The organism is Mesorhizobium vachelliae, assembly GCF_033977325.1.
GTDB lineage: Bacteria > Pseudomonadota > Alphaproteobacteria > Rhizobiales > Rhizobiaceae > Mesorhizobium > Mesorhizobium vachelliae.
Genome location: NZ_JAVIIR010000007.1, coordinates 304,070 through 328,354, shown reverse-complemented (window position 1 = coordinate 328,354; position 24,285 = coordinate 304,070). Strand labels below are relative to the sequence as shown.

General features: G+C 64.1%; 23 protein-coding genes. 17 read left to right on the top strand and 6 right to left on the bottom strand.

Features of this window, described 5'->3' with window-relative positions:
- The first annotated feature begins 97 nt into the window (after positions 1-97).
- The 8 genes from RFM41_RS17465 (at position 98) to RFM41_RS17430 (ending at position 6,573) form a co-directional block, all read left to right on the top strand.
- Positions 98-1,111, top strand: coding sequence for a DUF4424 domain-containing protein (locus RFM41_RS17465; RefSeq protein ID WP_320248127.1), 1,014 nt, complete (start codon positions 98-100; stop codon positions 1,109-1,111).
- Positions 1,111-1,629: a dihydrofolate reductase gene (locus RFM41_RS17460; RefSeq protein WP_224545409.1), complete on the top strand. Its 519-nt coding sequence runs from the start codon at positions 1,111-1,113 to the stop codon at positions 1,627-1,629. Before RFM41_RS17465 ends, RFM41_RS17460 begins: the two co-directional genes overlap by 1 nt.
- 247 nt (positions 1,630-1,876) lie before the next feature.
- Complete coding sequence (gene hflK, locus RFM41_RS17455; RefSeq protein ID WP_320248130.1) at positions 1,877-2,986, top strand: FtsH protease activity modulator HflK; 1,110 nt, start codon at positions 1,877-1,879, stop codon at positions 2,984-2,986.
- Positions 2,986-3,915 carry a protease modulator HflC gene (gene hflC / locus RFM41_RS17450; protein WP_320248132.1) on the top strand — a complete coding sequence of 310 codons (930 nt, stop codon included), beginning with the start codon at positions 2,986-2,988 and terminating at the stop codon, positions 3,913-3,915. The genes hflK and hflC overlap by 1 nt, the downstream gene beginning before the upstream one ends.
- A 6-nt stretch (positions 3,916-3,921) precedes the next feature.
- Entirely contained in the window at positions 3,922-4,107 is a 186-nt protein-coding gene (locus RFM41_RS17445) for a DUF2065 domain-containing protein (RefSeq protein ID WP_320248134.1), read from the top strand.
- A gap of 209 nt (positions 4,108-4,316) precedes the next feature.
- On the top strand, positions 4,317-5,834 hold the full coding sequence (locus RFM41_RS17440) for a DegQ family serine endoprotease (RefSeq protein ID WP_320248136.1): 1,518 nt from the start codon (positions 4,317-4,319) through the stop codon (positions 5,832-5,834).
- Positions 5,835-5,902: 68 nt separating this feature from the next.
- A complete protein-coding gene (locus tag RFM41_RS17435; RefSeq protein ID WP_320248138.1) occupies positions 5,903-6,316 on the top strand; it encodes a putative toxin-antitoxin system toxin component, PIN family in 414 nt (137 codons plus the stop codon).
- A complete protein-coding gene (locus RFM41_RS17430) occupies positions 6,313-6,573 on the top strand; it encodes a pilus assembly protein HicB (protein WP_320248140.1) in 261 nt (86 codons plus the stop codon). The genes RFM41_RS17435 and RFM41_RS17430 overlap by 4 nt, the downstream gene beginning before the upstream one ends.
- Here RFM41_RS17430 and RFM41_RS17425 read toward each other — a convergent pair whose 3' ends face one another.
- Together RFM41_RS17425 and serB are read right to left on the bottom strand one after the other, a co-directional pair.
- Complete coding sequence (locus RFM41_RS17425) at positions 6,574-7,137, bottom strand: GNAT family N-acetyltransferase (protein ID WP_320248142.1); 564 nt, start codon at positions 7,135-7,137, stop codon at positions 6,574-6,576.
- A gap of 8 nt (positions 7,138-7,145) precedes the next feature.
- Complete coding sequence (serB, locus tag RFM41_RS17420; protein WP_320248144.1) at positions 7,146-8,033, bottom strand: phosphoserine phosphatase SerB; 888 nt, start codon at positions 8,031-8,033, stop codon at positions 7,146-7,148.
- Between serB and miaA the strand changes: the two genes are divergently transcribed.
- Positions 8,023-8,967 carry a tRNA (adenosine(37)-N6)-dimethylallyltransferase MiaA gene (miaA, locus tag RFM41_RS17415; protein WP_320248766.1) on the top strand — a complete coding sequence of 315 codons (945 nt, stop codon included), beginning with the start codon at positions 8,023-8,025 and terminating at the stop codon, positions 8,965-8,967. The genes serB and miaA overlap by 11 nt on opposite strands.
- A gap of 127 nt (positions 8,968-9,094) precedes the next feature.
- The gene (locus RFM41_RS17410) at positions 9,095-9,886 is read left to right on the top strand and encodes a GGDEF domain-containing protein (protein WP_320248146.1); all 792 of its coding nucleotides are present in this window, start codon (positions 9,095-9,097) and stop codon (positions 9,884-9,886) included.
- A 234-nt stretch (positions 9,887-10,120) separates the two neighbouring features.
- Here RFM41_RS17410 and RFM41_RS17405 read toward each other — a convergent pair whose 3' ends face one another.
- Positions 10,121-11,956 (bottom strand): ATP-binding protein, encoded by a 1,836-nt coding sequence (locus RFM41_RS17405; RefSeq protein WP_320248148.1) that lies wholly within the window; start codon positions 11,954-11,956, stop codon positions 10,121-10,123.
- Between the two features lie 152 nt (positions 11,957-12,108).
- Here RFM41_RS17405 and RFM41_RS17400 point away from each other — a divergent pair, with 152 nt between their 5' ends.
- From RFM41_RS17400 to RFM41_RS17390, 3 genes are read left to right on the top strand one after another with little or no spacing between them, the layout of a single operon-like run.
- Positions 12,109-12,675, top strand: coding sequence for a helix-turn-helix domain-containing protein (locus RFM41_RS17400; protein ID WP_320248150.1), 567 nt, complete (start codon positions 12,109-12,111; stop codon positions 12,673-12,675).
- Positions 12,676-12,680: 5 nt separating this feature from the next.
- Entirely contained in the window at positions 12,681-12,989 is a 309-nt protein-coding gene (locus tag RFM41_RS17395; protein WP_320248152.1) for a hypothetical protein, read from the top strand.
- 32 nt (positions 12,990-13,021) lie between these two features.
- Positions 13,022-13,561, top strand: coding sequence for a GNAT family N-acetyltransferase (locus tag RFM41_RS17390; protein WP_320248154.1), 540 nt, complete (start codon positions 13,022-13,024; stop codon positions 13,559-13,561).
- Here the strand turns inward: RFM41_RS17390 and RFM41_RS17385 are convergent.
- Complete coding sequence (locus RFM41_RS17385; RefSeq protein WP_320248155.1) at positions 13,553-14,437, bottom strand: LysR family transcriptional regulator; 885 nt, start codon at positions 14,435-14,437, stop codon at positions 13,553-13,555. The genes RFM41_RS17390 and RFM41_RS17385 overlap by 9 nt on opposite strands.
- Before the next feature lie 110 nt (positions 14,438-14,547).
- On the opposite strand from RFM41_RS17385, the gene tmpA reads away from it, so the two are divergent.
- The 3 genes from tmpA (at position 14,548) to RFM41_RS17370 (ending at position 18,170) form a co-directional block, all read left to right on the top strand.
- Complete coding sequence (gene tmpA / locus RFM41_RS17380; protein ID WP_320248156.1) at positions 14,548-15,699, top strand: 2-trimethylaminoethylphosphonate dioxygenase; 1,152 nt, start codon at positions 14,548-14,550, stop codon at positions 15,697-15,699.
- Complete coding sequence (gene tmpB / locus RFM41_RS17375; protein WP_320248157.1) at positions 15,696-16,286, top strand: (R)-1-hydroxy-2-trimethylaminoethylphosphonate oxygenase; 591 nt, start codon at positions 15,696-15,698, stop codon at positions 16,284-16,286. The genes tmpA and tmpB overlap by 4 nt, the downstream gene beginning before the upstream one ends.
- 723 nt (positions 16,287-17,009) lie before the next feature.
- A complete protein-coding gene (locus RFM41_RS17370; protein WP_320248158.1) occupies positions 17,010-18,170 on the top strand; it encodes a PcfJ domain-containing protein in 1,161 nt (386 codons plus the stop codon).
- Positions 18,171-18,222: 52 nt separating this feature from the next.
- On the opposite strand, the gene RFM41_RS17365 is transcribed toward RFM41_RS17370, so the two are convergent.
- Both RFM41_RS17365 and RFM41_RS17360 read right to left on the bottom strand, forming a co-directional pair.
- Positions 18,223-20,031: an NAD(P)-binding domain-containing protein gene (locus RFM41_RS17365; RefSeq protein WP_320248159.1), complete on the bottom strand. Its 1,809-nt coding sequence runs from the start codon at positions 20,029-20,031 to the stop codon at positions 18,223-18,225.
- A 165-nt stretch (positions 20,032-20,196) separates the two neighbouring features.
- The gene (locus RFM41_RS17360) at positions 20,197-22,116 is read right to left on the bottom strand and encodes a sigma-54-dependent Fis family transcriptional regulator (protein ID WP_320248160.1); all 1,920 of its coding nucleotides are present in this window, start codon (positions 22,114-22,116) and stop codon (positions 20,197-20,199) included.
- 343 nt (positions 22,117-22,459) lie between these two features.
- On the opposite strand from RFM41_RS17360, the gene RFM41_RS17355 reads away from it, so the two are divergent.
- Positions 22,460-24,241: an acetolactate synthase 3 large subunit gene (locus tag RFM41_RS17355; RefSeq protein ID WP_320248161.1), complete on the top strand. Its 1,782-nt coding sequence runs from the start codon at positions 22,460-22,462 to the stop codon at positions 24,239-24,241.
- The last annotated feature ends 44 nt before the right edge of the window (positions 24,242-24,285 follow it).

Here is a 24,285-nt window from a genome sequence, read left to right as displayed (position 1 = left end):
GTATCCGGTGACGAAGGGCTTTGAAACGCTACCTTGAAACGGGTAGATGGAAGAACGCATCCGGTCATCCCGGTATCGCGGCACAGAGGAGGGGTCCATGTTACGCACCGTACTGACCGCAGCGCTGGCAATCATGGCCGCTCCGGCCTTCGCCAATGACTCCGTCGCCGAGCTTGGTACCGGCGGACTGATCCTGTCGCGCAGCGACGCCGTCGCCATGCAAAGCGAGGATCTTTTCATCTCGCCGGAGAAGGTGACGGTCGATTACGTGTTCCGCAACAACACCGACAAGGATGTCAGCTCCATCGTCGCGTTCCCGATGCCCGACATCGAAGGCGACCCCAACGAGATGCCGGCGATCCCGGAAGCGCAGAGCGACAATTTCCTCGGCTTCGAGGTGACGATCGACGGCGTCGACGCCAAGCCTCAGCTCGAGCAAAGAGCGTTTGCGCTGGGCATCGACATCACCGCCGACCTCAAGGCGCAGAACGTGCCGCTCTATCCGTTCGGCGATGCCGCCACGGCGGCGCTGGCGAAGCTGCCCAAGGATGTCACCAAGGACTGGGAAGACCGCGGCATCATCATCGAGGATACCTCCGATGACGGTTCGGGCATGCAGACCACCTATGTGCCCTTCTGGCAATTGCGCTCGACTTACTGGTGGCGCTCGACCTTCCCGGCCAACAAGGAGGTTCATGTCTCGCACCACTACAAGCCCAGCGTCGGCGGCACCTCCTCGGTCAGCTTCTTCTATGACGGCCAGTTCCAGGGCCAGTATGCGGCCTACAAGACCCGCTACTGCATGGACGGCGCTTTCGAGAACGCGGTGCGCAAGGCCGTGAAGGAAAATCCCGACGGCTCCGCGAAATATTACGAGAGCCGGATCGCCTACATCCTGACCACGGGGGGCAACTGGGCGTCCGGCACCATCGGCAATTTCAAGCTGACGATCGACAAGGGCAATCCGAAGGCCCTGACATCGTTTTGCGGCGACAACGTCAAAAAGGTCGGGCCGACGACGTTCGAGATCACCGCGAAGGATTTTTATCCCGAGCACGATATCGACATCCTGCTGCTGGAGCCGTCGGACAATAGCGGGAATGGCGGCTGATGGACATCGCGATCTATGTCGCCATCGCCGAAAACGGCGTGATCGGCCGAGAGGGCGGCCTGCCTTGGCGGCTCTCCACCGATCTCAAGCGCTTCAAGGCCGACACGATGGGCAAGCCGATCATCATGGGCCGCAAGACCTATGAGGGCATCGGCCGGCCGCTGCCCGGCCGGCTCAACATCGTGGTGACGCGCGACAAGGCCTGGCGCGCCGAAGGCATAGAGGTGGCCCACTCGCTGGATGACGCGATCGCGCTGGCTAAGGTGCGCGGCCGCTGCATGGCGGGGGCGGAGGAGATCTGCGTGGTCGGCGGCGGCGAGATCTATGCCCAGGCCTTGCCGCTTGCCGACCGGCTGCATGTGACCCATGTGCTGGCAAGCGTCGATGGCGACGCGCATTTCCCGCCGATCGACCCAAGCATCTGGCAAGTCGTCAGCGCCGAGGATTTTCCCGCCGGCGAGAAGGACAGCCACGCGACGCGTTATACGGTGTACGAGCGCCGACGCGACGATCGTTGACGACGACAAAGGGTCGCTACCGATCCAAATCGCACGTCGACGATGGCACATCGCGTTGAAAGCGGGTCAAGGCGTCCCTATAGAAGAACAGTGTTGCAGCGGCTCGCGTCCAACCAGACGCACAAGAGGCCGCCGTAATACTTTGATTTTGGCGCAGGATTCCTTGTCGAAAACCGATATGGGTTTTCCGGGTCATGCGTTAGGATTGCGCCGCAAGGCCTGAGGGAACCGAAGCGAAAGGACATTCATGCCCTGGAACGACAAGAGCGGTGGCGGCGGCCCATGGGGCGGCGGCGGCAATCAGGGCCCCTGGGGGCAGGGACCTAAAGGGCCAAGCGGCCCGCAGGGTTCGCCTCCCGATCTCGAGGACATCATCCGCCGCGGCCAGGACAGGCTGCGGCGCGCGCTTCCGGGCGGTGGCGGCGCCAGCCCGGCCGTGCTCGGGCTGATCGCGCTGGCCCTCATCGTGCTGTGGGCGTTCAAGGCGATCTACACCGTGCAGCCCGACGAGGTTGCCGTCGAACTGCGCTTCGGCCAGCCGAAGACCGAGCTTTCGCAGCCCGGCCTGCATTTCCACTGGTGGCCGATCGAGACGGTCGAAACCGCCAAGATCTCCGAGCAGCTCGTCAGCATCGGCGGCGGCGCGGCCAGCGGCTCCGGGCTGATGCTGTCTGGCGACCAGAACATCGTCAACGTGCAGTTCTCGGTCGCCTACCAGGTCTCCGATCCCAGGGCCTATCTGTTCGACGTCTCCGATCCCGACGGCATGCTGACCCAGGTGGCCGAGAGCGCCATGCGCGAAGTCGTCGGCCGGCGTCCGGCGCAGGACATCTTCCGCGACGATCGCCAGGGCATCGCAACGGCGGTGCGCGAGATCATCCAGGGCACGCTCGACGGCTACAAAACCGGCCTCCAGGTGAACGCGGTCTCGATCGAGGACGCTGCACCCCCGCGTGAGGTGGCCGATGCGTTCGACGAGGTGCAGCGCGCCGAGCAGGACGAGGACAAGTTCGTTGAGCAGGCCAACCAGTATTCCAACCAGAAGCTCGGCCAGGCGCGCGGCGAGGCGGCGCAGATCCGCGAAGATGCGGCGGCCTATAAGAACCGGGTCGTTCAGGAGGCGGAAGGCGAGGCGCAGCGCTTCATCTCCGTCTACAACGAATACGCCAAGGCGCCGGACGTGACGCGCAAGCGCCTCTATCTCGAAACCATGGAGAGGATCCTGAAGGACTCGAACAAGGTCGTCGTCGAGCAGGGCAATGGTCAGGGCGTTCTGCCTTACCTGCCGCTGCCGGCATTGCAGCCGAAAGCGCAGCCGGCGCCGGCCCTGGGCGCCACGACGGGAGGTAACCAGTGATGGCCAACCGTCTTCCCATCATCGCCGTCATCGCGGCCGTCCTTCTGTTTTTGCTTTATTCCTCGGTGTTCGTGGTCAATGCCGGCCAGCAGGCGATCGTGCTGAGGTTCGGCGAGATCATCGACGTCAAGAACGAGCCGGGAATCTACTTCAAGGCGCCGTTCGCCTTCTTCGACGCCGACAGCGTGCAGATGGTCGAGAAGCGGGTGATGCGCTTCGATCTCGACAACATCCGCGTCCAGGTCTCGGGCGGCAAGTTCTACGAGGTCGATGCCTTCATCGCCTACCGCATCTCGGATCCGCGCACCTTCCGCGCGGCGGTGTCCGGCCAGGTCGAACTGGCCGAGGCCCGCCTGAAGACGCGTCTCGATGCGGCGCTGCGCCGTGTCTACGGCCTGCGCGACTTCGAGGCAGCCCTTTCGGAAGAGCGCGGCAACATGATGCGCGAGGTGCGCGACCAGTTGCGCCCCGACGCGACCTCGCTCGGCCTCGACATCGAGGATGTGCGCATCCGCCGGACCGATCTGACGGCGGAGGTCTCGCAGCAGACCTATGACCGCATGAAGGCCGAGCGCCTGGCGGAAGCCGAGCGTCTGAGGGCCCGCGGCAACGAGGCGGCTCAGCGCATCAGGGCACGGGCCGACCGCGAGGTCGTCGAGATCGTCGCCGAGGCGCAGAAGGAATCGGAGATCCTGCGCGGCGAGGGCGAGGCGCAGCGCAGCGCGACTTTCGCGGACGCCTACAAGCGCGACCCGGCGTTCTTCGATTTCTACCGCTCGATGAACGCCTACGGCACGGCGCTGGACAACACCGGAACGACGATGGTGCTCTCGCCCCAGTCCGAGTTCTTCCGCTACTTCCGCGACCCGGACAGCAAGCCCGGGCCGGCACCTGCCGCGCCTGCGACACAACCCGGCGCTTCCCAGTAGCGGGCGGTGCAGGATTTTCTGGCGGCAATCGGCCTGGTCCTGGTGATCGAAGGGCTGGTCTATGGAGGGTTTCCGGCTTTGGCCCGGAAACTCGCCGCCGAGGTGCTGTCGACGCCGGAAAATGTGCTTCGGATCGGCGGGCTGGCGGCGATCGCCATAGGTGTCGGCATCGTCTGGCTGGTCCGCGGCTAGTTGTTTGTTATTACGCAATTCCGGGTGGAAAACCGCAAGGCACTTTTCCTGGAATTGCTCGAATGAAAATTCCTTGGTGCCGAAGCGATTGACGATTTATCTTTCGCCGATAGCTATAGCCGCAAACGTGCCTTATTTCTTGCCATCATGAACGGGACAGGCGCCTTTGCGGATGCGCTTTTCCTTTTCAGAACCACCGGGAGGCCATGATGATATCCGACACCCTGTTGCGCGCGGCGCGGCGCACGGTCTTGGCCGGCGCCACGGCATTCGCGGTCGGCATTGTTGCCGTTCCGTCCTTCGTCACGCCGACGATCGCCTCCGACGGGCCGCCTTCGGTCGCCGATCTCGCCGAACGCCTGCTCGGCGCGGTGGTCAACATCTCGACCTCGCAGACGGTGAAAGGCACGGAAGGGCCGGGCGCGGTGCCGATGCCGCAACTGCCCGAGGGCTCGCCGTTCCAGGATTTCTTCGATGATTTCTTCAAGAACCGTGGCGGCGACAAGGGCGGTGGCGGGCAAAAAGTGCAGTCGCTCGGCTCCGGCTTCGTCGTCGACGCCGAGCAGGGCATCGTGGTCACCAACAACCACGTCATCGCCGACGCCGACGATATCGAGGTGAATTTCTCCGACGGCGTCACGCTGAAGGCGACGCTTGTCGGCACCGACACCAAGACCGATGTCGCGGTGCTGAAGGTCGACCCCAACGGCCACAAGCTGACGGCGGTGAAATTCGGCGATTCCACCAAGATGCGCGTCGGCGACTGGGTGATGGCGATCGGCAATCCGTTCGGTCTGGGCGGCACGGTCACGGTCGGCATCGTCTCTGCGCGCAACCGCGACATCAATTCCGGCCCCTATGACGATTTCATCCAGACGGACGCCGCCATCAACCGCGGCAATTCCGGCGGCCCGCTATTCAACGCCCAGGGCGAGGTCATCGGCATCAACACGGCGATCATCTCGCCGTCGGGCGGCTCGATCGGCATCGGTTTTTCGATCCCCTCGCAGCTTGCCGCGGGCGTGGTAGACCAACTCCGCCAATATGGCGAGACGCGGCGCGGCTGGCTTGGCGTGCGCATCCAGCCGGTGACGGACGACATCGCCGAAAGCCTCGGCATGGCGACCGCCAAGGGCGCGCTGGTGGCCGGCGTCATCAAGGGCGGGCCGGTCGATAACGGTTCAGTGCAGGCGGGTGACGTCATCATCAAGTTCGACGGCAAGGACATCCACGAAATGCGCGACCTGCCGCGCGTCGTCGCCGAAAGCCCGGTGGGCAAGGCGGTCGACGTCGTCATCGTGCGCAAGGGCGTCGAGCAGACCGTCAAGGTGACGCTCGGACGGCTGGAGGATGGCGAGAAGCTGGCCAGCGGCGAGAACGGCAATACCGACCAGAACAAGGGCGACAAGGCGACGCCTCCGGTATCGACGGCCTCGGTGCTCGGCATGACGGTCGGCGAGCTCAACGATCAGACGCGGCAGAAGTTCGGTATCGCGGCCGACGTGTCGGGCGTCGTCATCACCGATGTCGCCAAGGATTCGGCGGCGGCCGAGCGCGGGATCCAGCCCGGCGAGGTGATCACCGAGATCGCGCAGGAATCGGTCGGCACTCCGAAGGACGTGATGGACCGCATCGGCGCGCTGAAGGAGCAGGGCCGCAAGAACGCTCTTCTGATGCTGGCTTCGAAGACCGGCGAATTGCGCTTCGTGACGATCCGGATGGATTGAGTCCGGTCTGCAAGCAGGTCTGTTGAAACATCCTATGGGATGTACTATCTTGGCTTGTGAAGCGAATAGTGCTGGATACAAACATTCTGACGGCGGGCTTGCGAAGCAGAAATGGAGCTTCGTTTGCAGTCTTGCGGTTGATCGCTGAAAGGCATGTTCGGCCGCTGGTGACGACGGCACTGTTTCTTGAATATGAAGCAGTACTGTCGCGACCGGAGCAATCGGCTATCCACCGCCTGTCAGCTGTTGAGCTAGATCGCTTGCTGGCCGGCCTTGCTGCCTTGGCGGAGCCTGTCGATCCGCACTTTCTCTGGCGTCCGCAGTTGGCCGACCCGAAGGATGAAATGGTGCTGGAGGCGGCCGTCAATGGCAGGGCAGATGCGCTGGTCACGTACAACCGCCGAGACTTCCTGATCGCGGAAGCTCGCTTCGGCGTTCCGGTCATCGGCCCAGCCGAGTTGCTGGAAGGAACTCGAACATGAGCAAGGCAACATATCCTTTGAAACTGCCCCTCTCGGTCAAGGAAGCGGCGGCGCGTCTGGCAAAAGCGGACGGTGTCTCGCTCAATCAGTGGATCGCCTCGGCCGTGGCACAAAAAGTCGGTGCCATGGAGACTGCGGCCGATTTCCTACGTCAACGGGCGGGCAATGCATCCGGCGCGGATTTTGCTAGGATTCTCGATCAAGTCCCGGATGCTCCACTACAGTCCGGAGACGAACGTCCTTCTGGGGGGCATTGATCAGATACGTCGTGCCTGCCAGTGCTGGCGCGACAGCCTGTACATGACATGGCGTTTGAGATGCGGATGGGTATCTGGCACGCTCGGGTGATCGAAATCGGCGTCGGGATCAGCCAGCATGCCGAGCCGCTTCATGACGGCGATGGAGCGACGATTGCCGGCGACCGCGAAGGATACGATTTCGTCGACGCCAAGCGTTTCGAAGCCAAAGGCGAGCCAGGCTTCCGACGCCTCGGTGACATAGCCCTTGCCCCAGAATTCGGGCGCCAGCCGCCAGCCGATCTCGATCGTGCCGCGTGCCAGCACGTCGATGTCTTCCGTTCCGGACAGACCGACGAAGCCGATGCATTCGCCGGTTGCGGCAATCTCGGCCGCGGCGAAGCCGTAGCCATCCTCATCGATCCAGGCGCGGACCTCGTCCATCTTGGCGTCCGCCGCGGCGCGGTCGCGGCGGAACGGGAAGAACTCCATCACGCGCTCGTCCGAGTTGATGCGGTGGAAAAGCTCGCGGTCGCGCTCTTCCCAATTGCGCAGGATGAGGCGCTCGGTGCGGATCGGCGTCATCGGAGACCTCAAAAGACGAAATCGTCCCGGCGATAGCCCTGGAGATAGAGCAGCGCGGTCAGGTCGCCATGATCGATGCGGATGCGGGCCTGCTCGGCCACCGCCGGCTTGGCATGAAGCGCGACGCCAGTGCCGGCAAGCCGGATCATATCGAGATCGTTGGCGCCGTCGCCGACCGCGATCGCATCCTCGGTCGTCAGTCCGAGCCTCTTCGCGATGCCGAGCAACGCTTCGGCCTTGGCGGCGCGGCCGAGGATCGGCTCGGCAACCATGCCGGTGAATGCACCGCCGTCCTCGATCAGCCGGTTCGCCTGGTTTTCCTGGAATCCCAGCATGGCGGCGATGCGGCTGGTGAAGACGTCGAAGCCGCCCGAGACCAGCGCCGTCCAGGCGCCATGGGCGCGCATCGTTTGCACCAGGGCGCGGCCGCCGGCGGCGAGCGTCAGCCGATTGGCGATGATGCGGTCGACCACGGCGGTATCGAGGCCCCTCAGCAGGGCGACGCGCTCGCGCAAAGCGGGCTCGAAGGCGATCTCGCCATTCATCGAGCGCGCGGTGATCGCCGCCACGTGGTCCTTGACGCCGATCTCATCGGCAAGCTCGTCGATGCATTCCTGGTCGATCATCGTCGAATCCATGTCGGCGAGCAGGATCTTCTTGCGCCTGCCTTCGGCGGGCTGGACGATGACGTCGACCGGTTCCGACGCCAGCGCGGCGCGCAGATTGGCGGTCATTTCGCCGATATCGGGCGTCTGCGGCAAAACGAGATCGCAGGCGATGTCCTCGGCCAGCCAGTGAAGGGCGCTTGCGCCGACGGCCCGCAAGGCCATATTCGCAAGCGAGGCCGGCACGGCGCGGGCTTCCGGACGGGACACTAAAGTGGCGATCAGCGGCATCGAGAATTCCAGCAGGCGGGCGGGCGAAGGCCGCGTCAAGAACGCGATCCTGATAGCCGGGCCGACCGCCAGCGGCAAGTCGGCGCTGGCGCTCGATCTCGCCGAACGCAATGGCGGCGTCATCGTCAACACCGATTCCATGCAAGGCTATTCGGTGCTCGATGTCCTGACGGCACGGCCGAGCGCTGCCGAAATGGCGCGTGTGCCGCATTTCCTCTACGGCCATGTGCATCCCTCCACGGCCTATTCCACCGGCGCCTGGCTGCGCGACGTGACGAGGCTGATCGAAGACGGCGTGCTGTCGGGCCGTCCGGTCGTCTTCGTCGGCGGCACCGGGCTCTATTTCCGCGCGCTGGCCGAAGGCATCTCAGACATGCCGGACATTCCGGCGACCGTCCGCGAGCGCTGGCGGTACGAGCTCAAGGAACAGGGGGCCGAAAGGCTGCATCGCCTGCTGATGCGCGAGGACTCGGCTATGGCCATGCAGCTCAGGCCGACGGATGGCCAGCGTATCGTGCGGGCGCTTGAAGTGTTGGACGCTTCGGGGCGGTCGATCCTCGAATGGCAGGCGGCGCGCGGCCGGCCGCTGATCGATCGCGACAGCGCGCGCTTCCTGGTGATCGAGCCGGACCGGCAGCAACTGGTCCGGCGCATCGAGGCGCGTTTCGACCGGATGCTCGACAAGGGCGCGCTCGACGAAGTGCGTCAGCTCATCGCGCTCGGCCTCGACCCCGACCTGCCGGCGATGAAAGCGATCGGCGTGCGCGAGCTGCAGGCGGCGATGGCCGGACAGTCGGGTTTTCCCGAAGCGATCGAACGCGCCAAGATCGCGACCCGGCAATATGCCAAGCGCCAGTCGACCTGGTTCAGGCACCAGTTGGGCGCGGAGTGGCGCAGGCTGCGGCCGGGCGACGAACCGGCGCTCCTGGACTGACCAAAAGCCTTTTTCAATCAGTACCTTAAAATCCCCGGCTCTAATTCTCGCCAGGGTTGTTCCGGTTAACCGTCCGTAAGGTCCGCCATGCCATAACCTCAGGGGGCTGCAGTGCCGCGGGGAGTAGATGCGTTTCCATAAGGCGGAATCCGCATTTTTCGTCTTTATTTTTGTGATCCTGGCCGCGGGCCTGGTGACCTTCCATGCGTATGGCCAATTGCAGGACATCGCGGCCGACCTCGACGCCGCATCGCGCGTCGACAAGATCATCTATCTCAACAAATTGCTGTTCGTCACCGGCGCGCTGCTGGCGACCGCGCTGTTCTTCGGCACCTTCTTCATCTACCCGCTGATCCGCGGCCAGGTGCGGGAAGAGGGCAAGCTCAGGGCGATGACGGTCTCGCTCAGCGCCCGTTCGCAGACGCTCGAGCAGGCCGCGCTCACCGACGGTCTCACCGGCATGCAGAACCGCCGCTATTTCGACGATGCGCTGCGTGAATATCTGCATGAGTTTCGCCGCATCGACAGGCCGGTCGGGCTGATGATCCTCGATCTAGATCATTTCAAGCAGGTCAACGACACGCATGGTCACGATGTCGGCGACGAGGTGCTGAGGGCCGTCGCCACCTGCCTGCGGGGCATGACGCGCTATCACGATGTGGTGGCGCGGCTGGGCGGCGAGGAGTTTGCCGTCGTCACCCCCAACATGGATGTCGAATTGCTCGCCCGGTTCGCCGAGCGCATCCGCAAGGCGATCGCCAACCTGTCGATCATGTCGGGCAATGTGCGGCTCAAGGTCACCACCAGCGTCGGCCTTGCCGTCTGGGACCACAGGGAGAGCGCGGAGGATTTCTATCGCCGCGCCGATCGCCAGCTTTATGAGGCGAAGAAGCAGGGCCGCAACCGCGTCTGCGCCTAAAATCCCACCACTAAATTCGTGAGGCTGGCCGCCTGGAGCCGCTTTCTACGCTTCCGGCCTTCGCCGGCCGAAGCACTCATAAGTGGCGTAGCAATCAAATTAAGGCTACGGCCGGCGTAGGCCGGTGCTCACGGACTTTTTGTCCGCTCCGCTCCGGTTCTCGACAGCGACTCCATTCGACTCAGCCTGACGAATTTCCTGGCGGGATTTACCCTGCCTGCCGAGGTTGGCTGCTCAATCGTTGAACTGGCGCATGCCGAAGGTCGAGGGCTTCAGGCCGTAGCGTGTGTCGAAGTCGTCGTCGGGCTGGACACGGGGGGCGGCACCGGGCGGCTTCTTGTAGTCCGGGTCGCCAGCCTGGCGAGTCGAGTCCACGGTCTCGGCGAAAGCCATGGACTGCTGCGGCTTCGGCACGTTGCGAAGCCGCTCGACGATCATGGCCAGATCGACGTCGCTGCCGTCCACGGAGGGCTCGATCTGCTCGCCCTTCGCGGTGCCGGGGATGAATTGTTGCGGCAGCTTCTCGAACTTCAGCCGCATGGTCGTCGCCACGCCTTCGCCGAAGGCGATGGCTTCGCGCTGCCCCATCGAGGATAGGAAGGCCAGTGTCGAGGCCGAGGAGTCGGCGATCGCCGAGCGGATGATCGCCTGGTCCTGCTCGTTGGCAAGCCGCATGGCGAAAAAGGTCGAGCACTGCGACAGGATGGTCGGGTCGAGCTCGCCGGGGCGCTGGGTGACGACACCCAGATAGCAGCCATATTTGCGGCCTTCCTTGGCGATGCGCGACAGCGCGTGCCTGGTCGGCGCGAAGCCGAGACGCGGATCGGCCGGCATATAGCGGTGGGCTTCCTCGCAAAGCAAAAGCAACCTCAGCCGCCCCTCGCTCCACAGGGCCAGGTCGAAGGCCAGGCGCGCCAGCACCGAGCAGACCGAGTTGACGACTTCCGAAGGCATGCCGGCCATCTCGAAGCACGTGACCGGCCGGCCGTGGCTGGGAACGCGGAAAATATTGCCGATCGTTTCGTGGATCGTGTCCTCGATCAGGCGCGAATTGAACATGAAGCGGTAGCGCGGGTCGGCAGCGGCCGATTCGATGCGCGTCTTCAGCGATTTCAGGGTCGGGCGATCGTTCTTGGCCTCAAGCATGCCCATGCGCTCGTCGATCTGCTTGATGAGATCGGCGATGCGGTAAGGCACAGGCGTGTCCGCCGTCAGCGCGTCGCTGCCGCGCCTGATATAGCTGCCGGAATTCGGGTTGCGATAGAGGTTCTTAGCGGCCGGGATCAGGTCGCGCAGGACGTCCACTTCCTCGGGCACCGTCTCGCGGCCGCGAAACAGCACTTCGGCGAACTCCTCCAGCCTGAACATCCAGAACGGCAGGTCGAGCGTCTTGGAATCGACCTTGACGCAATATTCCGGCAGCGAGGCGGCAAACTCGTTGTGCGGGTCGAGGATGAGCACGCGCAGGTCAGGACGCGCCTCGATCGTCTTGCGCAAGAGCAGCGAGACCGCCGTCGATTTGCCGACGCCGGTGGTGCCGACGATGGCGAAATGGCGCGCCAGCGTGTCGTCGATGGCGATGTTGGCATCGATCGACTCATCCTGCGACAGCGTGCCGATGGTCACCGAATGGCGCCCGGCCAGGTCGTAGACCGCCTGCAGGTCGCGGCTGCGGATGCGGTGGGCGATGGCGCCGATATGCGGATAGGTGGTGATGCCGCGGTCGAACACCGGCTTGGCGCCGGGCTCGGCGCCGTCGCGCACTTCGCCGACCAGCTCGACGTTGACCTCGATCAGATTCTGCCCTTCGTGGTTCCAGTGAAGGTCCGACTTGCCGATGGCATAGACAAGGCCGACCGTTCTCGTCGAGCCGAGATTGATGGAGATCATCCTGCCGACGGTCCAGAGGCCGGTGACCTCACCTTCGGCGTCTTCGGCATGGGCGCTGATGGTGGCGCGCGCGCCGTCGCACTGCACGACATTGCCCAGAATGCGCTTGTCGTTCTGCTGGATGTTGCGGCGTTCCTGCGAGGTCGGTTCCCCGACGGAGGCTTCGCGTTCAACAAACATCGGTGACCTGTCCCATTCCCCTGGTGCGGGAACCCTATCCAATCGGGGTTAAAGGCAGGTGAGGTCGGATGGTGTAGGCAGCGTTAAGCCAGCCGCGACAATTCGATCGAACAGCCTCTTCCCAGTTTTCGAGATTCCGCTATATTGGACAAATGGACAATATATCGAATGACATCACAGCCACGATCGGCAGACGCATACGTTCGGAAAGAACGATAAGGAGCTGGTCGCTGGCCGAATTGGCCGAGCGATCGGGCGTCTCGAAGGCGATGCTGAGCGCGATCGAACGCGGCACGACCAGTCCGACCGCCGCGCTCCTGGTGCGCATCGCGGCGGCCTTCGGCATGACGTTGTCGACGCTGATCGCGCGGGCCGAGATGCAAGGCGGCGGCGTTTCACGCAAGGACGAGCAGCCGGTCTGGCAGGATCCGGCAACCGGTTACATCAGGCGGCATCTGTCGCCGGCATCGCAGATGCCGCTGGAATTGATCAGGGTCAGCCTGCCGGCAGGCGCCAAAGTCAGCCTTCCGGCCGCTTCCTACGCCTTCATCAAGCAGCAGATATGGCTGATCGACGGAAGGCTGAATTTCACCGAGGGCGATGTGGTGCACAGGCTCGAGCCCGGCGACTGCCTGGTGCTGGGCGCGCCCTCGGACTGCGTCTTTCATGCTCCCGGACCGGATGCGGCGGAGTATCTCGTGGCGCTGGTCAGGGACTGACCCCGATGTCCCGCAGGCCAAGACGCTCGCACAATGGCGGGCCGCCGCTCGACGACTATGACGGCCCGCCCTGGGGCAAGGGCGACGCCTATGTCTTCCTTGCCTGGCGCGCCGCCCACGACAAGGCCTGGAAGGCGCCGAGCCACGCCGTCATGCTGATGCGGCTGGAACGGGCCGAGCGGCTCGGACAGACCTATGAGGAATACACGATCGAGATCCTGGAGCGCGGCCGCCATCTCGGCGAGGACGACGCCGACCGTATCACCGAAATCCGGCGGGCACGCCGGCGCAAGCGAACCAGCCACTTCGAATGATCTCATTCCCAATACCCATGGAGAGCACTGGCATGAACTCCATTGAGATCCGGGCGTTGAGCGACGATGCGGCGACCATCGCAATGCTCACCGATCTGTTGATCGAGACGGTCGCCGCCGGCGGATCGGTGAGCTTCATGCACCCATTGTCGCCGGAAGACGCGCGGGATTTCTGGCGCAAGTCGCTTGCCGCGGCCGCGCGCGGGGAAAGGGCGGTGTTGGGCGCATGGCGGGGCGATGCGCTTGCCGGCACGATCACGCTGCTCCTCGACTTTCCGCCCAATCAGCCGCACCGCGCCGAGATCGCCAAGCTGATGACCGGCCGGGACCATCGCGGCAAAGGCGTCGCGACCCGCCTGATGCGCGCCGCGGAGGAACTGGCGGTCGGGAAAGGCCGCACGCTGCTCGTGCTGGACACGGCGAGCGATGAGGGAGCGGCCGGGCTTTATGAGAAGCTTGGTTTCACGCTCACCGGTGAGATCCCCGATTTCGCGCTCAAGCCGCACGGTGGGCTGACCGGCACGCTCATTTACTGGAAACGGATCGGAGCGGCGGCCCCCACGCTATCCTGAAATCTTGGCAATGCGCGACAGAAGCCAGCGGCGGAAATCCTGCTCGGCGCCGGACAGTCGCGACGAGGACGGCCTGGTCAGGAAATGGCCCGATGGGCTCGAAAGCTCGAAATCCGAAAGCCTGACCAGCGTATTGTCCTTGAGTGCGGCATCGATCAGCGGCCGGGAGCCCAGCAGCGCTCCGACGCCGGTCTTTGCCGCTTCCAAGGCGGCGGCGAAACTGTCGAAGCGATGCGAGCGGCGGGAATGGCCGGCAAGCCCCGCGGCGGCAAACCATTCCGCCCACATCTCGCGCGCGCCGGCCACCAGGAGCAGCGGCAAGGACGTCCAATCGCCACCGGGGGCGAGTGTTGGAGCCGCGACCGGGACAAGCCGCTCGACGGTCAGCCGGTCGGCTTCGCGCCCGGGAAAGGATCCGTTGCCGAAGCGGATGTCGAGCGCAGAGCCAGGCTGGTCGTAATCGGTCGGCCGATGGATGGTCACTAGGTCGAGCCGGATTTGCGGCAGGGCTTTTGCCAGGTCGGGCAGGGCCGGGACCAACACCAGAAGGGCAAACGAGATCGGAACCCGGATCGAGACGGTTTGCAAAGCGCGCGGCTCGAACAGCTCATTCGTGCTGTTGCCGATGGTCGCGAATGCCGACTGGATGTGCGGGAGATAGGCGGCTCCTTCCGGCGACAGAGCCACGCCGCGCGGCAGGCGCGCGAACAATCGCGTCTTGAGCCGCTCTTCCAGGAAGCGGATGTGCTGGCTCACCGCGGCCTGGGTGAGCCCGAGCTCGGTGGCCGCGGCGGTGAAGTTCGACAGGCGAGCGGCGGCCTCGAAGCTGCGCAGCCAGTCGAGCGGGGGCATCCTATCGAAAGCTTTTCCAGTCATCAGCAATTTTGCGTCATTACCCACAAAACGATAATTTGAATTATGCCTTCGGCAAAGCCACCATGCAATCCGTGCTCGCGGTAACGGTAGAGGATGGGAGCTTTCGGGATATGTTGACGACGGTAAGGCTGGGCGACGACGGACGAACGATCGAGCTTGGCTGGAAGGACGGAGCGGCGAGCCGCTTCCACGCCATGTGGCTGCGCGACAATGCTCTGGACGACAAGACGCGCAGCGCCGGAAACGGCCAGCGGCTGATCACCATCCTGGATATTCCGGCCGAGACGCGGATCGGCGCGGCCTCGGTCAAGGGCGACCTGCTCGAAGTCACGTTCGTTCCCGAAGGCAAGACCGTCGGCTTTCCCGCCGGCTGGCTGCGCAGCCATGCCTATGATCGCCAGCAGGCTCGCGAGCCCGGCTGGACGGGAGGCGACATAGAGCGCTGGACGAACGCCACCATGCAGAATTCCGTGCCGCGCGCGGCCTATCCCGACGCCAGCCGCGACAGCGATGTGCTGCGGCAATGGCTGGCCGCGGTCCGCAGCTACGGCTTTGCCGTCATGGACGGCCTGCCTGCCGAATCCGGCGCGCTGTGCAGGGTGGCCGACCTGTTCGGTTATATCAGGGAGACCAATTACGGGCGCTGGTTCGAGGTGCGCGCCGAGGTCAATCCGAACAATCTCGCCTACACCAATCTTGGCCTGCAGGCGCATACCGACAATCCCTACCGCGACCCGGTGCCGACGCTGCAGATCCTGGCCTGCATCGAGAACGCTGTCGAAGGCGGCGAATCCAGCGTCGTCGACGGGTTCGCGGTGGCGTCGGCACTTCAGGCGGAAAACCCGGACGGCTTCCGGCTGCTCTCTTCTTATCCGGCGCGCTTCGAATATGCCGGCTCGTCAGACGTGCGGCTCCAGTCCAAGCGTCCGATGATCGAGCTTGGGCCCGATGGCGAGCTCATCTGCATCCGCTTCAACAATCGCTCGCTGGCGCCGGCCGTCGACGTGCCGTTCGCCGAGATGGACAAATATTACGCGGCCTATCGCCGGTTCGCTGAATTGATCGAGGATCCCGCCTTCGAAGTGACCTTCAAGCTCGAAGCGGGAGAATCCTTCATCGTCGACAACACCCGCGTCATGCATGCGCGCAAGGCGTTTTCGGGCAGCGGCAAGCGATGGCTGCAGGGCTGCTACGCCGACAAGGACGGCCTGCTGTCGACGCTTGCCGCGATCGAGCATGGTTTCAAGGAGGCGGCGGAATGAAACCGAATGAACTGAACGCCGGCAACATCGTCGAATTCATCGCCGATATCTTCGAGCGCCGCGGGGCGGAATCCTATCTCGGCGAGCCCGTGACGATGTCCGAGCATATGCTGCAGGGCGCGTGGCTGGCCGAGCAGGACGGAGCGCCGGAGGAACTGGTGGCGGCGGCGCTGCTGCACGACATCGGCCACTACACCAGCGAGTTCGGCACCTATTCGCCCGACGACGTCGAGGACAAGCACCACGACGAGGCGGGCGGCGAGGTGCTGGCGCCTTTCTTTCCGCCGGTGATCGTCGAATGCGTCAGGCTGCACGTCTCGGCCAAGCGCTATCTCTGCGCCACCGATCCGACCTATTTCGGCAAGCTGTCGCCGGCCTCGGTGCATACGCTGTCGCTGCAGGGCGGGCCGATGAATGCCGAGGAAGTGGCCGAGTTCCGCAGCAATCCCTTCCACGACGAAGCGGTGCGTGTGCGCATCTGGGACGAGGGCGGCAAGGTTGCCGACATGAAGACGCGGGCTTTTCGCGATTACGTGCCGTTGCTGGAGCGCGTCGTGAAAAAGTTCGCGGCGGAAAAGGCGGCTTAGCCAAGCATAATCGGCGAGGGGACGGCCATGTGTTTTTGCTTCGATGGCGAAAATGCGCTGCGTGCATATCGACCGGCCGATTGCCGCGACCGCCTGCCCACTGCAAATGCTTGCGCGCCGGGCCTGATTGCCTTCTTTGCCGAGCCTGACGAGCGAGATGCAGACGGCTCGTTCAAGCTCGGCGATGCCAGGGGCATCCCGCGCCTTGCTGTCGGGCTCGAACGGATGTATTAGCCGCGCCCGGCATGCGGCCAGTTCCTTTCAACGGGCGCACCGGTACCGACAACGCTTTTGGTGGAGGCGACGATGAGATCTTGTTCACGCGTTTTGCGCCTTCGCGGCGTACGGACCGGTTGACCCGCGCTGCGGGTCTCCCACTTCCTGATGATGCGAGCGCCGTCCGCGATCTGCGGTTGGCAATTATCCTCATTCCACGCGTCCGACACCGCGTGGAATGAAACGACGGCGAGCCGAGCGCTTTCCGCGAACGATGCCGGTTGCTCGAAAGCCTCAGATGCGGCTTTGCAACACTCCGCCAGGCCATTGTAAATATTGAGAGAATGGCGCTTGCGTCAAATTCGCGACGCGCCTAGAGAGCCCGCCACACACAACCGTCATCCCCGAAAGGAGACCTGTCAATGATCCCGCAATCCAGATCGTCACGATCCGTGCCGACGCTGGGAATGCGTGCGGCTGACAGGGTTCCAATAGGGAAGAACGGCCATGGCCAGGTCCATGATCCAGCGCAGGCAGGACGCCGAGCGCGAACGTATTGAAGCTTATGATGCAAGGCTGCGGCAGGTTTTCGCCGCCACGCGTCCCGTTCCGGATTTCGAGCGGGCGCTTGACGACGCACGCTCGGGCTTTGCCGGCATGGCGATCCGCGACGGCGCGCTGTGGCGTCCGAAGCTGAAGACGCGCGACCGCGCGCGCCTGCGGCTGGCCGCGGCTCGTTATCTCTATGCTCGTTATCCGGTTTCCGCCGCCCTGGAGAGTGTCTGGCTGGACAGCACGGGCCTGGACGCGAACGAGGCTGCGTTCCGCAAGGGCTGGTATGTGACGGTCGCGCGCGGCGACTCGCTCTATAAGGCGGGCGCCAACGCATGGCTGTCGCGCAAGGAGGTGCATTGCTTCCTCAACGTGTCCGGCGACATTGGTTTCGCCGAGGCGTTCTGGCTGGCGATCGCCCGGTCCTACACGGATGACCTGGGATTGGCGGCCCGGCTTGCCCGTACCAAGATCGCGCGCACGCCACGCCACGAACTGGGCTTCTGGCGCGAGGTGGCGCGCTTCTTCTGCGGACATCCCGCTTCGAAGGAGGAGATCGACGATCTGTGCGATTACATCGGCGCCATGCATCAGCGTGATGCGGCCTACAGCCTGAAGGGGCGTACGCTTCCCTCGCTGCGCTGGCAGATGTTGGACTGGCATCGCGACATCGCCGCGATCGAGCGTATCGAGGCCATGCGCCGGCGCGCCGCTGGACGCACCCAACGAGGCGCGGGACCGCAGGCCGAGCGCGGTGCCTGGGACGGGTCGCGCCTTGAAGACTGGGAATGGCAGCCCTCGGCCAAGGAGGCGAAGGTGCGCGGCGAGCGCTTTTTCGTTCGGCAGTTGAAGACGGCTGAGGATCTGGTCGCCGAGAGCCGCGCGATGCATCACTGCGTGTCGACATACGCTGCCAAATGCATCGCCGGAAACGCCTCGATCTGGGTGCTGCGGCGTGCGGCGCTGGGCAAGATCGAGCGGCTCTTGACGATCGAGCTCGATCCGCAGAACCGCGCGATCCAGGTGCGCGGTTTCGGCAACCGTCTGGCCCTGCCGGAGGAGCGCAAGATCGTCGAGCGCTGGGCCAAGGCGAGAGGTGTGACGCTCAGGGCCTAAAGCGAAGACCCGCGCGACGGAGGCGCCGCGCGGGTTTTTTGCTAAGCAGCAACTATCCCTTGTGGTAGACCTCCTGCAGCCCATAGACCGGGGTCGGCAACCCAACCTGCCTGGCTTTGAGCTGCAGCGACAGATACTGCGAGTAGTGGCGCGACTGGTGCAGGTTGCCGCCGTGGAACCACAGCGCTTCCTGCTGCGTCGGCTTCCACATGTTGCGCTGCTCGCCTTCCCAGGGACCCGGATCCTTGGTGGTGGCGGAGCCGAGGCCCCAGACCTTGCCGACCTTGTCCGCCACCTCCTGTGAGATGAGGTCCGCGGCCCATCCATTCATCGAGCCGTAGCCAGTGGCATAGATCACCAGGTCGGCCGGCAATTCGGTGCCGTCGACGAATCTGACGCCGGTTTCGGTAAGTTCCTCAACCGCGGCACCTGGTCCGCTTTTCAGCTTGATCGAACCGTCGATGACGAGGTCGCAGGCGCCGACATCGATGTAATAGCCGGAGCCGCGGCGCAGGTATTTCATGAAAAGACCAGAGCCGTCGTCGCCCCAGTCGAGCATGAAGCCTGCCTTTTCCAGGTCCTCGTAGAATTTCGCGTCGCGCTCCTTCATCTGCTGGTAAAGCGGAATCTGGAACTCGTGCAGGATGCGGTAGGGGAGCGAAGCGAAGATCATGTCGGCCTTGCGCGTCGTCATGCCGTTTTCGACTGCCTGCTCCGAATAAAGCGCCCCGAGGCCGATATCCATCAGCGTGTCGGATTTGACGATATGGGTGGAGGAGCGCTGCACCATGGTCACGTCGGCGCCGCCTTCCCAGAGCGCCGCGCAGATGTCATGCGCCGAATTGTTGGAGCCGATGACCACCACCTTCTTGCCGCGGTATTTGTCCGGGCCGGGATGGGTCGAGGAGTGCTGCTGCTCGCCCTTGAAGATGTCCTGGCCCTTGTATTTCGGCCAGTTCGCCTTGCCGGACATGCCGGTCGCCAGCACCAGCTGCTTAGGCTTGAGCACGATCTCCTTGCCGTCGCGCTCGACGACGATCGTCCATTCCTTGGCCTTCTCGTCATATTTGGCTGATTTCGCCGTGGTGGAGCTCCAATAGTTCAGCTCCATCACCTTGGTGTACATTTCCAGCCAGTCGCCGATCTTGTCTTTCGGCGCGAAGACCGGCCAGTTCTTGGGAAAATCGATATAGGGCAGGTGATCGTACCAGACCGGGTCGTGCAGGCAGAGCGACTTGTAGCGCCTGCGCCATGAGTCGCCCGGACGCTCGTTCTTCTCGATGATGATGGCCGGCACGCCGAGCTGCTTCAGCCGGGCGCCGAGCGCTATACCGCCCTGGCCGCCGCCGATGATGACGACATAGGGCTGCTTGGTGTGGCCAAGCTCGGCGATCTCGTCGTCGCGCTCCTCACGCCAGGTCTTGCGGCCCTTGCCGTGTCCGTGCTTGGCGCCGAGCGGGCGGGTGAAGCCCGCTTTCTCCTCATGGCCTTTCAACTCAGCCATCGTGGTGAGCAGGGTCCAGATCAGGTCGCCATTGAACCGCACAAGGCCAAAGCCGCGCGCCGTACTCGTCTCGAAGGTGATCCAAGCGGTGATGACGCCGCCGTCCTCGCTCGCTTCCTCGCCCTTGGCCACCGACCAGCCGGTCGGCTTGGTGCTGGCCAGCGTTGCCCGCAGCATGTCGCGAACCTGGTCCTGACCTTCCATCGTCTTCAGGTTCCAGGTGAAGGTGACGAGGTCGCGCCAGTAGCAGTCGGCCTGGAAGCAGTTGACGGCGCTGTCGACGTCGCCGGCCTCCAGCGCGTTGCCAAACTTGTCGAGCAGCGCCTGCGCCTTGGTGGTGGGTGTTCTCTCGAGCATTTGTTCTCCTCCACTTGCTAGAGTGCGCCATGAGTAGCAAGCGGCGTGCCAATCGTGACGCTCATTAGGGATTACAATGGAATCAATCTGTTAGGACGCTCTTCCGTCGTCTTGCCTGTTGCGTTTCTGTTGCAGGCGCTACGGCGCGCCACAGCCCTTACAACGTTAGTTCGGCGCTTCCAGCCGTAGGCGCTTCATCCGGCGATGCACCGTGGTGCGGTCGACGCCGAGACGCCGTGCAGCTTCGGAAATGTTCCAGCCGGTTGCCGCCAGCACGGTCAGCAGGGCGCCGCGCTCTTCCTCGGGCGAGGGCGCGCGCAGCGCAACCAGGCTTGCGGATGAGGCCGCGGGCGCCGCGCGAGACGTGGCGAAATCGGGCAAGTCTGAAGGCTGGATCGTCTCATTATCGCAAAGCGCCACCGCCAGATCCACGGCGTTGACGAGTTCGCGGATGTTGCCGGGCCAGTCATGGCGGATCAGCGCCAGCCGTGCCGCCGGCGACAGTTTTGCCGACCGGCCGGCAAGGCGCGCGCGCTCGCCGACCAGCCGTTCCAGCAGCCATTCGAAATCGGTGCGCTCGCGCAGCGCCGGCAAGCTCAGCGCGGCGGCGTTGAGCCGATAGAACAGGTCCTCGCGGAAACGGCTTTCGGCAACAAGTTGGCGCAGGTCATGATGCGAGGCGGAGATGACCTTGATGTCGACGGGCCGAGGCGCAATGCCGCCGACGGGGACCAGTTCGCGCTCGGCGATCACCCGCAAAAGCCGCGATTGCAGCGCGTAAGGCATATCTCCGATCTCGTCGAGGAACAGCGTGCCGCCGTCGGCGCTCTCGACTAGGCCCTTGCGTCCCTTGGCTGTGGCGCCGGTAAAGGCGCCCGCGGCATGTCCGAACAGCTCGCTCTCGATCAGATGTTCCGGGATGGCCGCGCAATTGATGGCCACGAACGGGCCGGTGCGCCCGGAGCTGTCATGCAGCGCACGGGCGAGATGTTCCTTGCCGGAGCCGGTTTCGCCATGGATCAGGATCGGGATCGTGGTGCGCGCCAGCTTGGCGGCTCTGATCTGCATTGCCGCCATGGCCGGGTCGCCCCCCGAAAGCTCGGCGATCGGTCCAGGCAGCACTTCGACGGGGGTGCGGCGTCCGCTCGGCGGCTGCGGCTCGATGGCGTGCGCGAAGAGCGCGCTGCCGTTGCGGCCGAACACCAGACGCTCCTCGGTCGGGCGGCCGCGCGTCAAATTCGGCAAGTCGTCGATATCCATGTCGAGGTAACGCGAGATCGGCTGGCCGATCGGCGAGGAGCGCCGCCAGTCGATGCCACAGGCCTGCGCCAGAAGCAGGGCTGCGCCGCGCGTCGTGCCGAGGATGCGGCCTGACCCATCGAGCGCGATGGCCGCTTCCGGATCGACGTCGAGGAATTCGGGCGAGCGGGAGAAGCGCAGCACCCATTCCGAATGCATCTGCGCCATCAAATTGGCGAGCTCGATGCGCCGGGCCGACGCCGTCACCAGGTGAAGGGCAAGGTTCTGGCTGACCTTCGCCTGCGGCGAGCGCAGCAGCGATATGTCGAGCACGGCGGTCAATTCGCCCTTGGTATCGAAGATCGGCGCGGCGGTGCAGGAGAGTGGCGTGTGGGTGGTGTCGAAATGGTCGGTTTGGTGAATGGTCATCGCCTCGCCTGTGACGATGCAGGAACCGACGCCACAGGTCCCGGTGCGGCTCTCCGACCATTCGGAGCCGAGATAGAGACCGGCCGTGCGCAACTGGTCCATGAACAGCGGATCGCCGAGGAAGTCGACGGTGACGCCCTTTGCGTCGGCCAGCAGCAAGACATAGTTCTGGCCCGCTACCTGCTTGAACAATGTCTCCAACCCGCTGCGGGCAATGGCGATCAGCCGCTCCGACTGCTCGCGGTGCTCGCGCAGCTGGGTATCTGGAACGATATAGGCTTCCGTCGGCCTTGCCGGGTCGAGCCGATGCGTGTCGATGCAGCGCAGCCAGGATTGGACCACGATATCGTCGCGGGCCGATCGCGCGCCGGACAATACCTGTTCGATCTCGCGGATATGCTCCCGCTCTCCAGCCATGCGTCCTCCTCGCACGTCCTTTGCCAGCGCATAGTGGTGCCTCAGAGAGGCACGCTCAACTATACTATGGTAGCTGTACCATGGGAGCACGCCGACGCCGTTTTCACAGGTGGGTGAATTTGCAAGGGACCCCATTGACGAGCCCGCGTTTTCGCCCTTATTGTCCGCGCCCATGAAAACGGCACTCATTCTCGTAGGCTGGCGCGTGGGCAAGGCGGTGTAACCGCCGGGCGAAAACCTCCCATGCGCATCACACAGGCTCCCTCGGGAGCCTTTTTTATTGCCTTCAATCCAACTAAACGAGCAGCAAATCGCCAGACGGCGACAGTACGGGACCAGACCGATGAGCAACGGACAGAACGAGCGGCGCGAGATGACTGGCGCGGAGATGGTGGTGCAGGCGCTGAAGGATAACGGCGTCAAGCACGTCTTCGGCTATCCGGGCGGCGCGGTCCTTCCGATCTATGACGAGATTTTCCAGCAGGACGATGTCGAGCACATACTGGTCCGGCACGAGCAGGGCGCCGGCCACGCGGCCGAAGGCTATGCCCGCTCGACCGGCAAGGCCGGCGTGCTTTTGGTGACGTCCGGTCCCGGCGCTACCAATGCGGTGACGCCGCTGCAGGACGCGCTGATGGATTCCATTCCGCTGGTCTGCCTCACTGGCCAGGTTCCGACCTCGCTGATCGGCTCCGACGCCTTCCAGGAATGCGACACGGTCGGCATCACGCGGCCCTGCACCAAGCACAATTGGCTGGTGAAAGACGTCAACGATCTCGCCGCCACCATCCATGAGGCGTTCCATGTCGCGACGACCGGCCGGCCCGGCCCGGTGGTGGTCGACATTCCGAAGGACGTGCAGTTCGCCAAGGGCATCTACGTGCCGCCTCAGACCGCACCCCGCACCAGCTACCAGCCGAAGGTCCAGGGCGACCTGGAAAAGGTCAAAGCCGCGGTCGAGCTGATGGCCGGCGCGAAAAAGCCGATCATCTATTCGGGCGGCGGCGTCATCAATTCGGGACCGGAAGCGAGCCACCTGCTGCGCGAGCTGGTCGACCTCACCGGCTTCCCGATCACCTCGACGCTGATGGGGCTCGGCGCCTATCCGGCATCCGGCAAGAACTGGGTCGGCATGCTCGGCATGCACGGCACCTACGAAGCCAATATGGCCATGCACGACTGTGACGTGATGGTCTGCATTGGCGCGCGCTTCGACGACCGCATCACCGGCCGGCTCAACGCATTCTCGCCGAACTCGAAGAAGATCCACATCGATATCGACCCGTCCTCGATCAACAAGAACGTCCATGCCGATGTCGGGATTCTCGGCGATGTCGGCCGCGTGCTGGAAGATCTGGTGCGGCTGTGGCGGGCGACCGCAAAGACCGACAAGAAGGCGCTCTATCCGTGGTGGGAGCAGATCGCGAAATGGCGGGCGCGGGACTCGCTCGCCTACAAGATGAACAACGATGTCATCATGCCGCAATACGCGATCCAGCGGCTCTATGCGCTGACCAAGGACATGGACACCTACATCACCACCGAGGTCGGCCAGCACCAGATGTGGGCGGCGCAGCACTATCATTTCGATAAGCCGAACCGGTGGATGACGTCGGGCGGGCTGGGCACGATGGGCTACGGCCTGCCGGCTGCGCTCGGCGTGCAGATCGCGCACCCCGATGCGCTGGTCATCGACATCGCCGGCGACGCTTCGGTGCAGATGACGATGCAGGAGATGAGCTCGGCGGTGCAGTATGAGGCGCCGATCAAGATCTTCATCCTCAACAACCAGTATATGGGCATGGTGCGCCAGTGGCAGCAGCTGCTGCACGGCAACCGGCTGTCGCATTCCTACACCGAGGCGATGCCGGACTTCGTCAAGCTGGCGGAAGCCTATGGCGGCCACGGCATACGCTGCGACAAGCCGGACGAGCTCGACGACGCGATCCGCGAGATGATCTCGGTGAAGAAGCCGGTTCTGTTCGACTGCCGCGTGGCGACCTTGGCCAACTGCTTCCCGATGATCCCGTCGGGCAAGGCGCATAACGAGATGCTCCTGCCCGACGAGGCGACCGACGAAGCGGTGGCCAACGCCATCGACGCCAAGGGCAGGGAACTGGTGTAGGCAGCTACTTGATCAGGATTCTTGGAGCGTGATCTTCTCCGAAA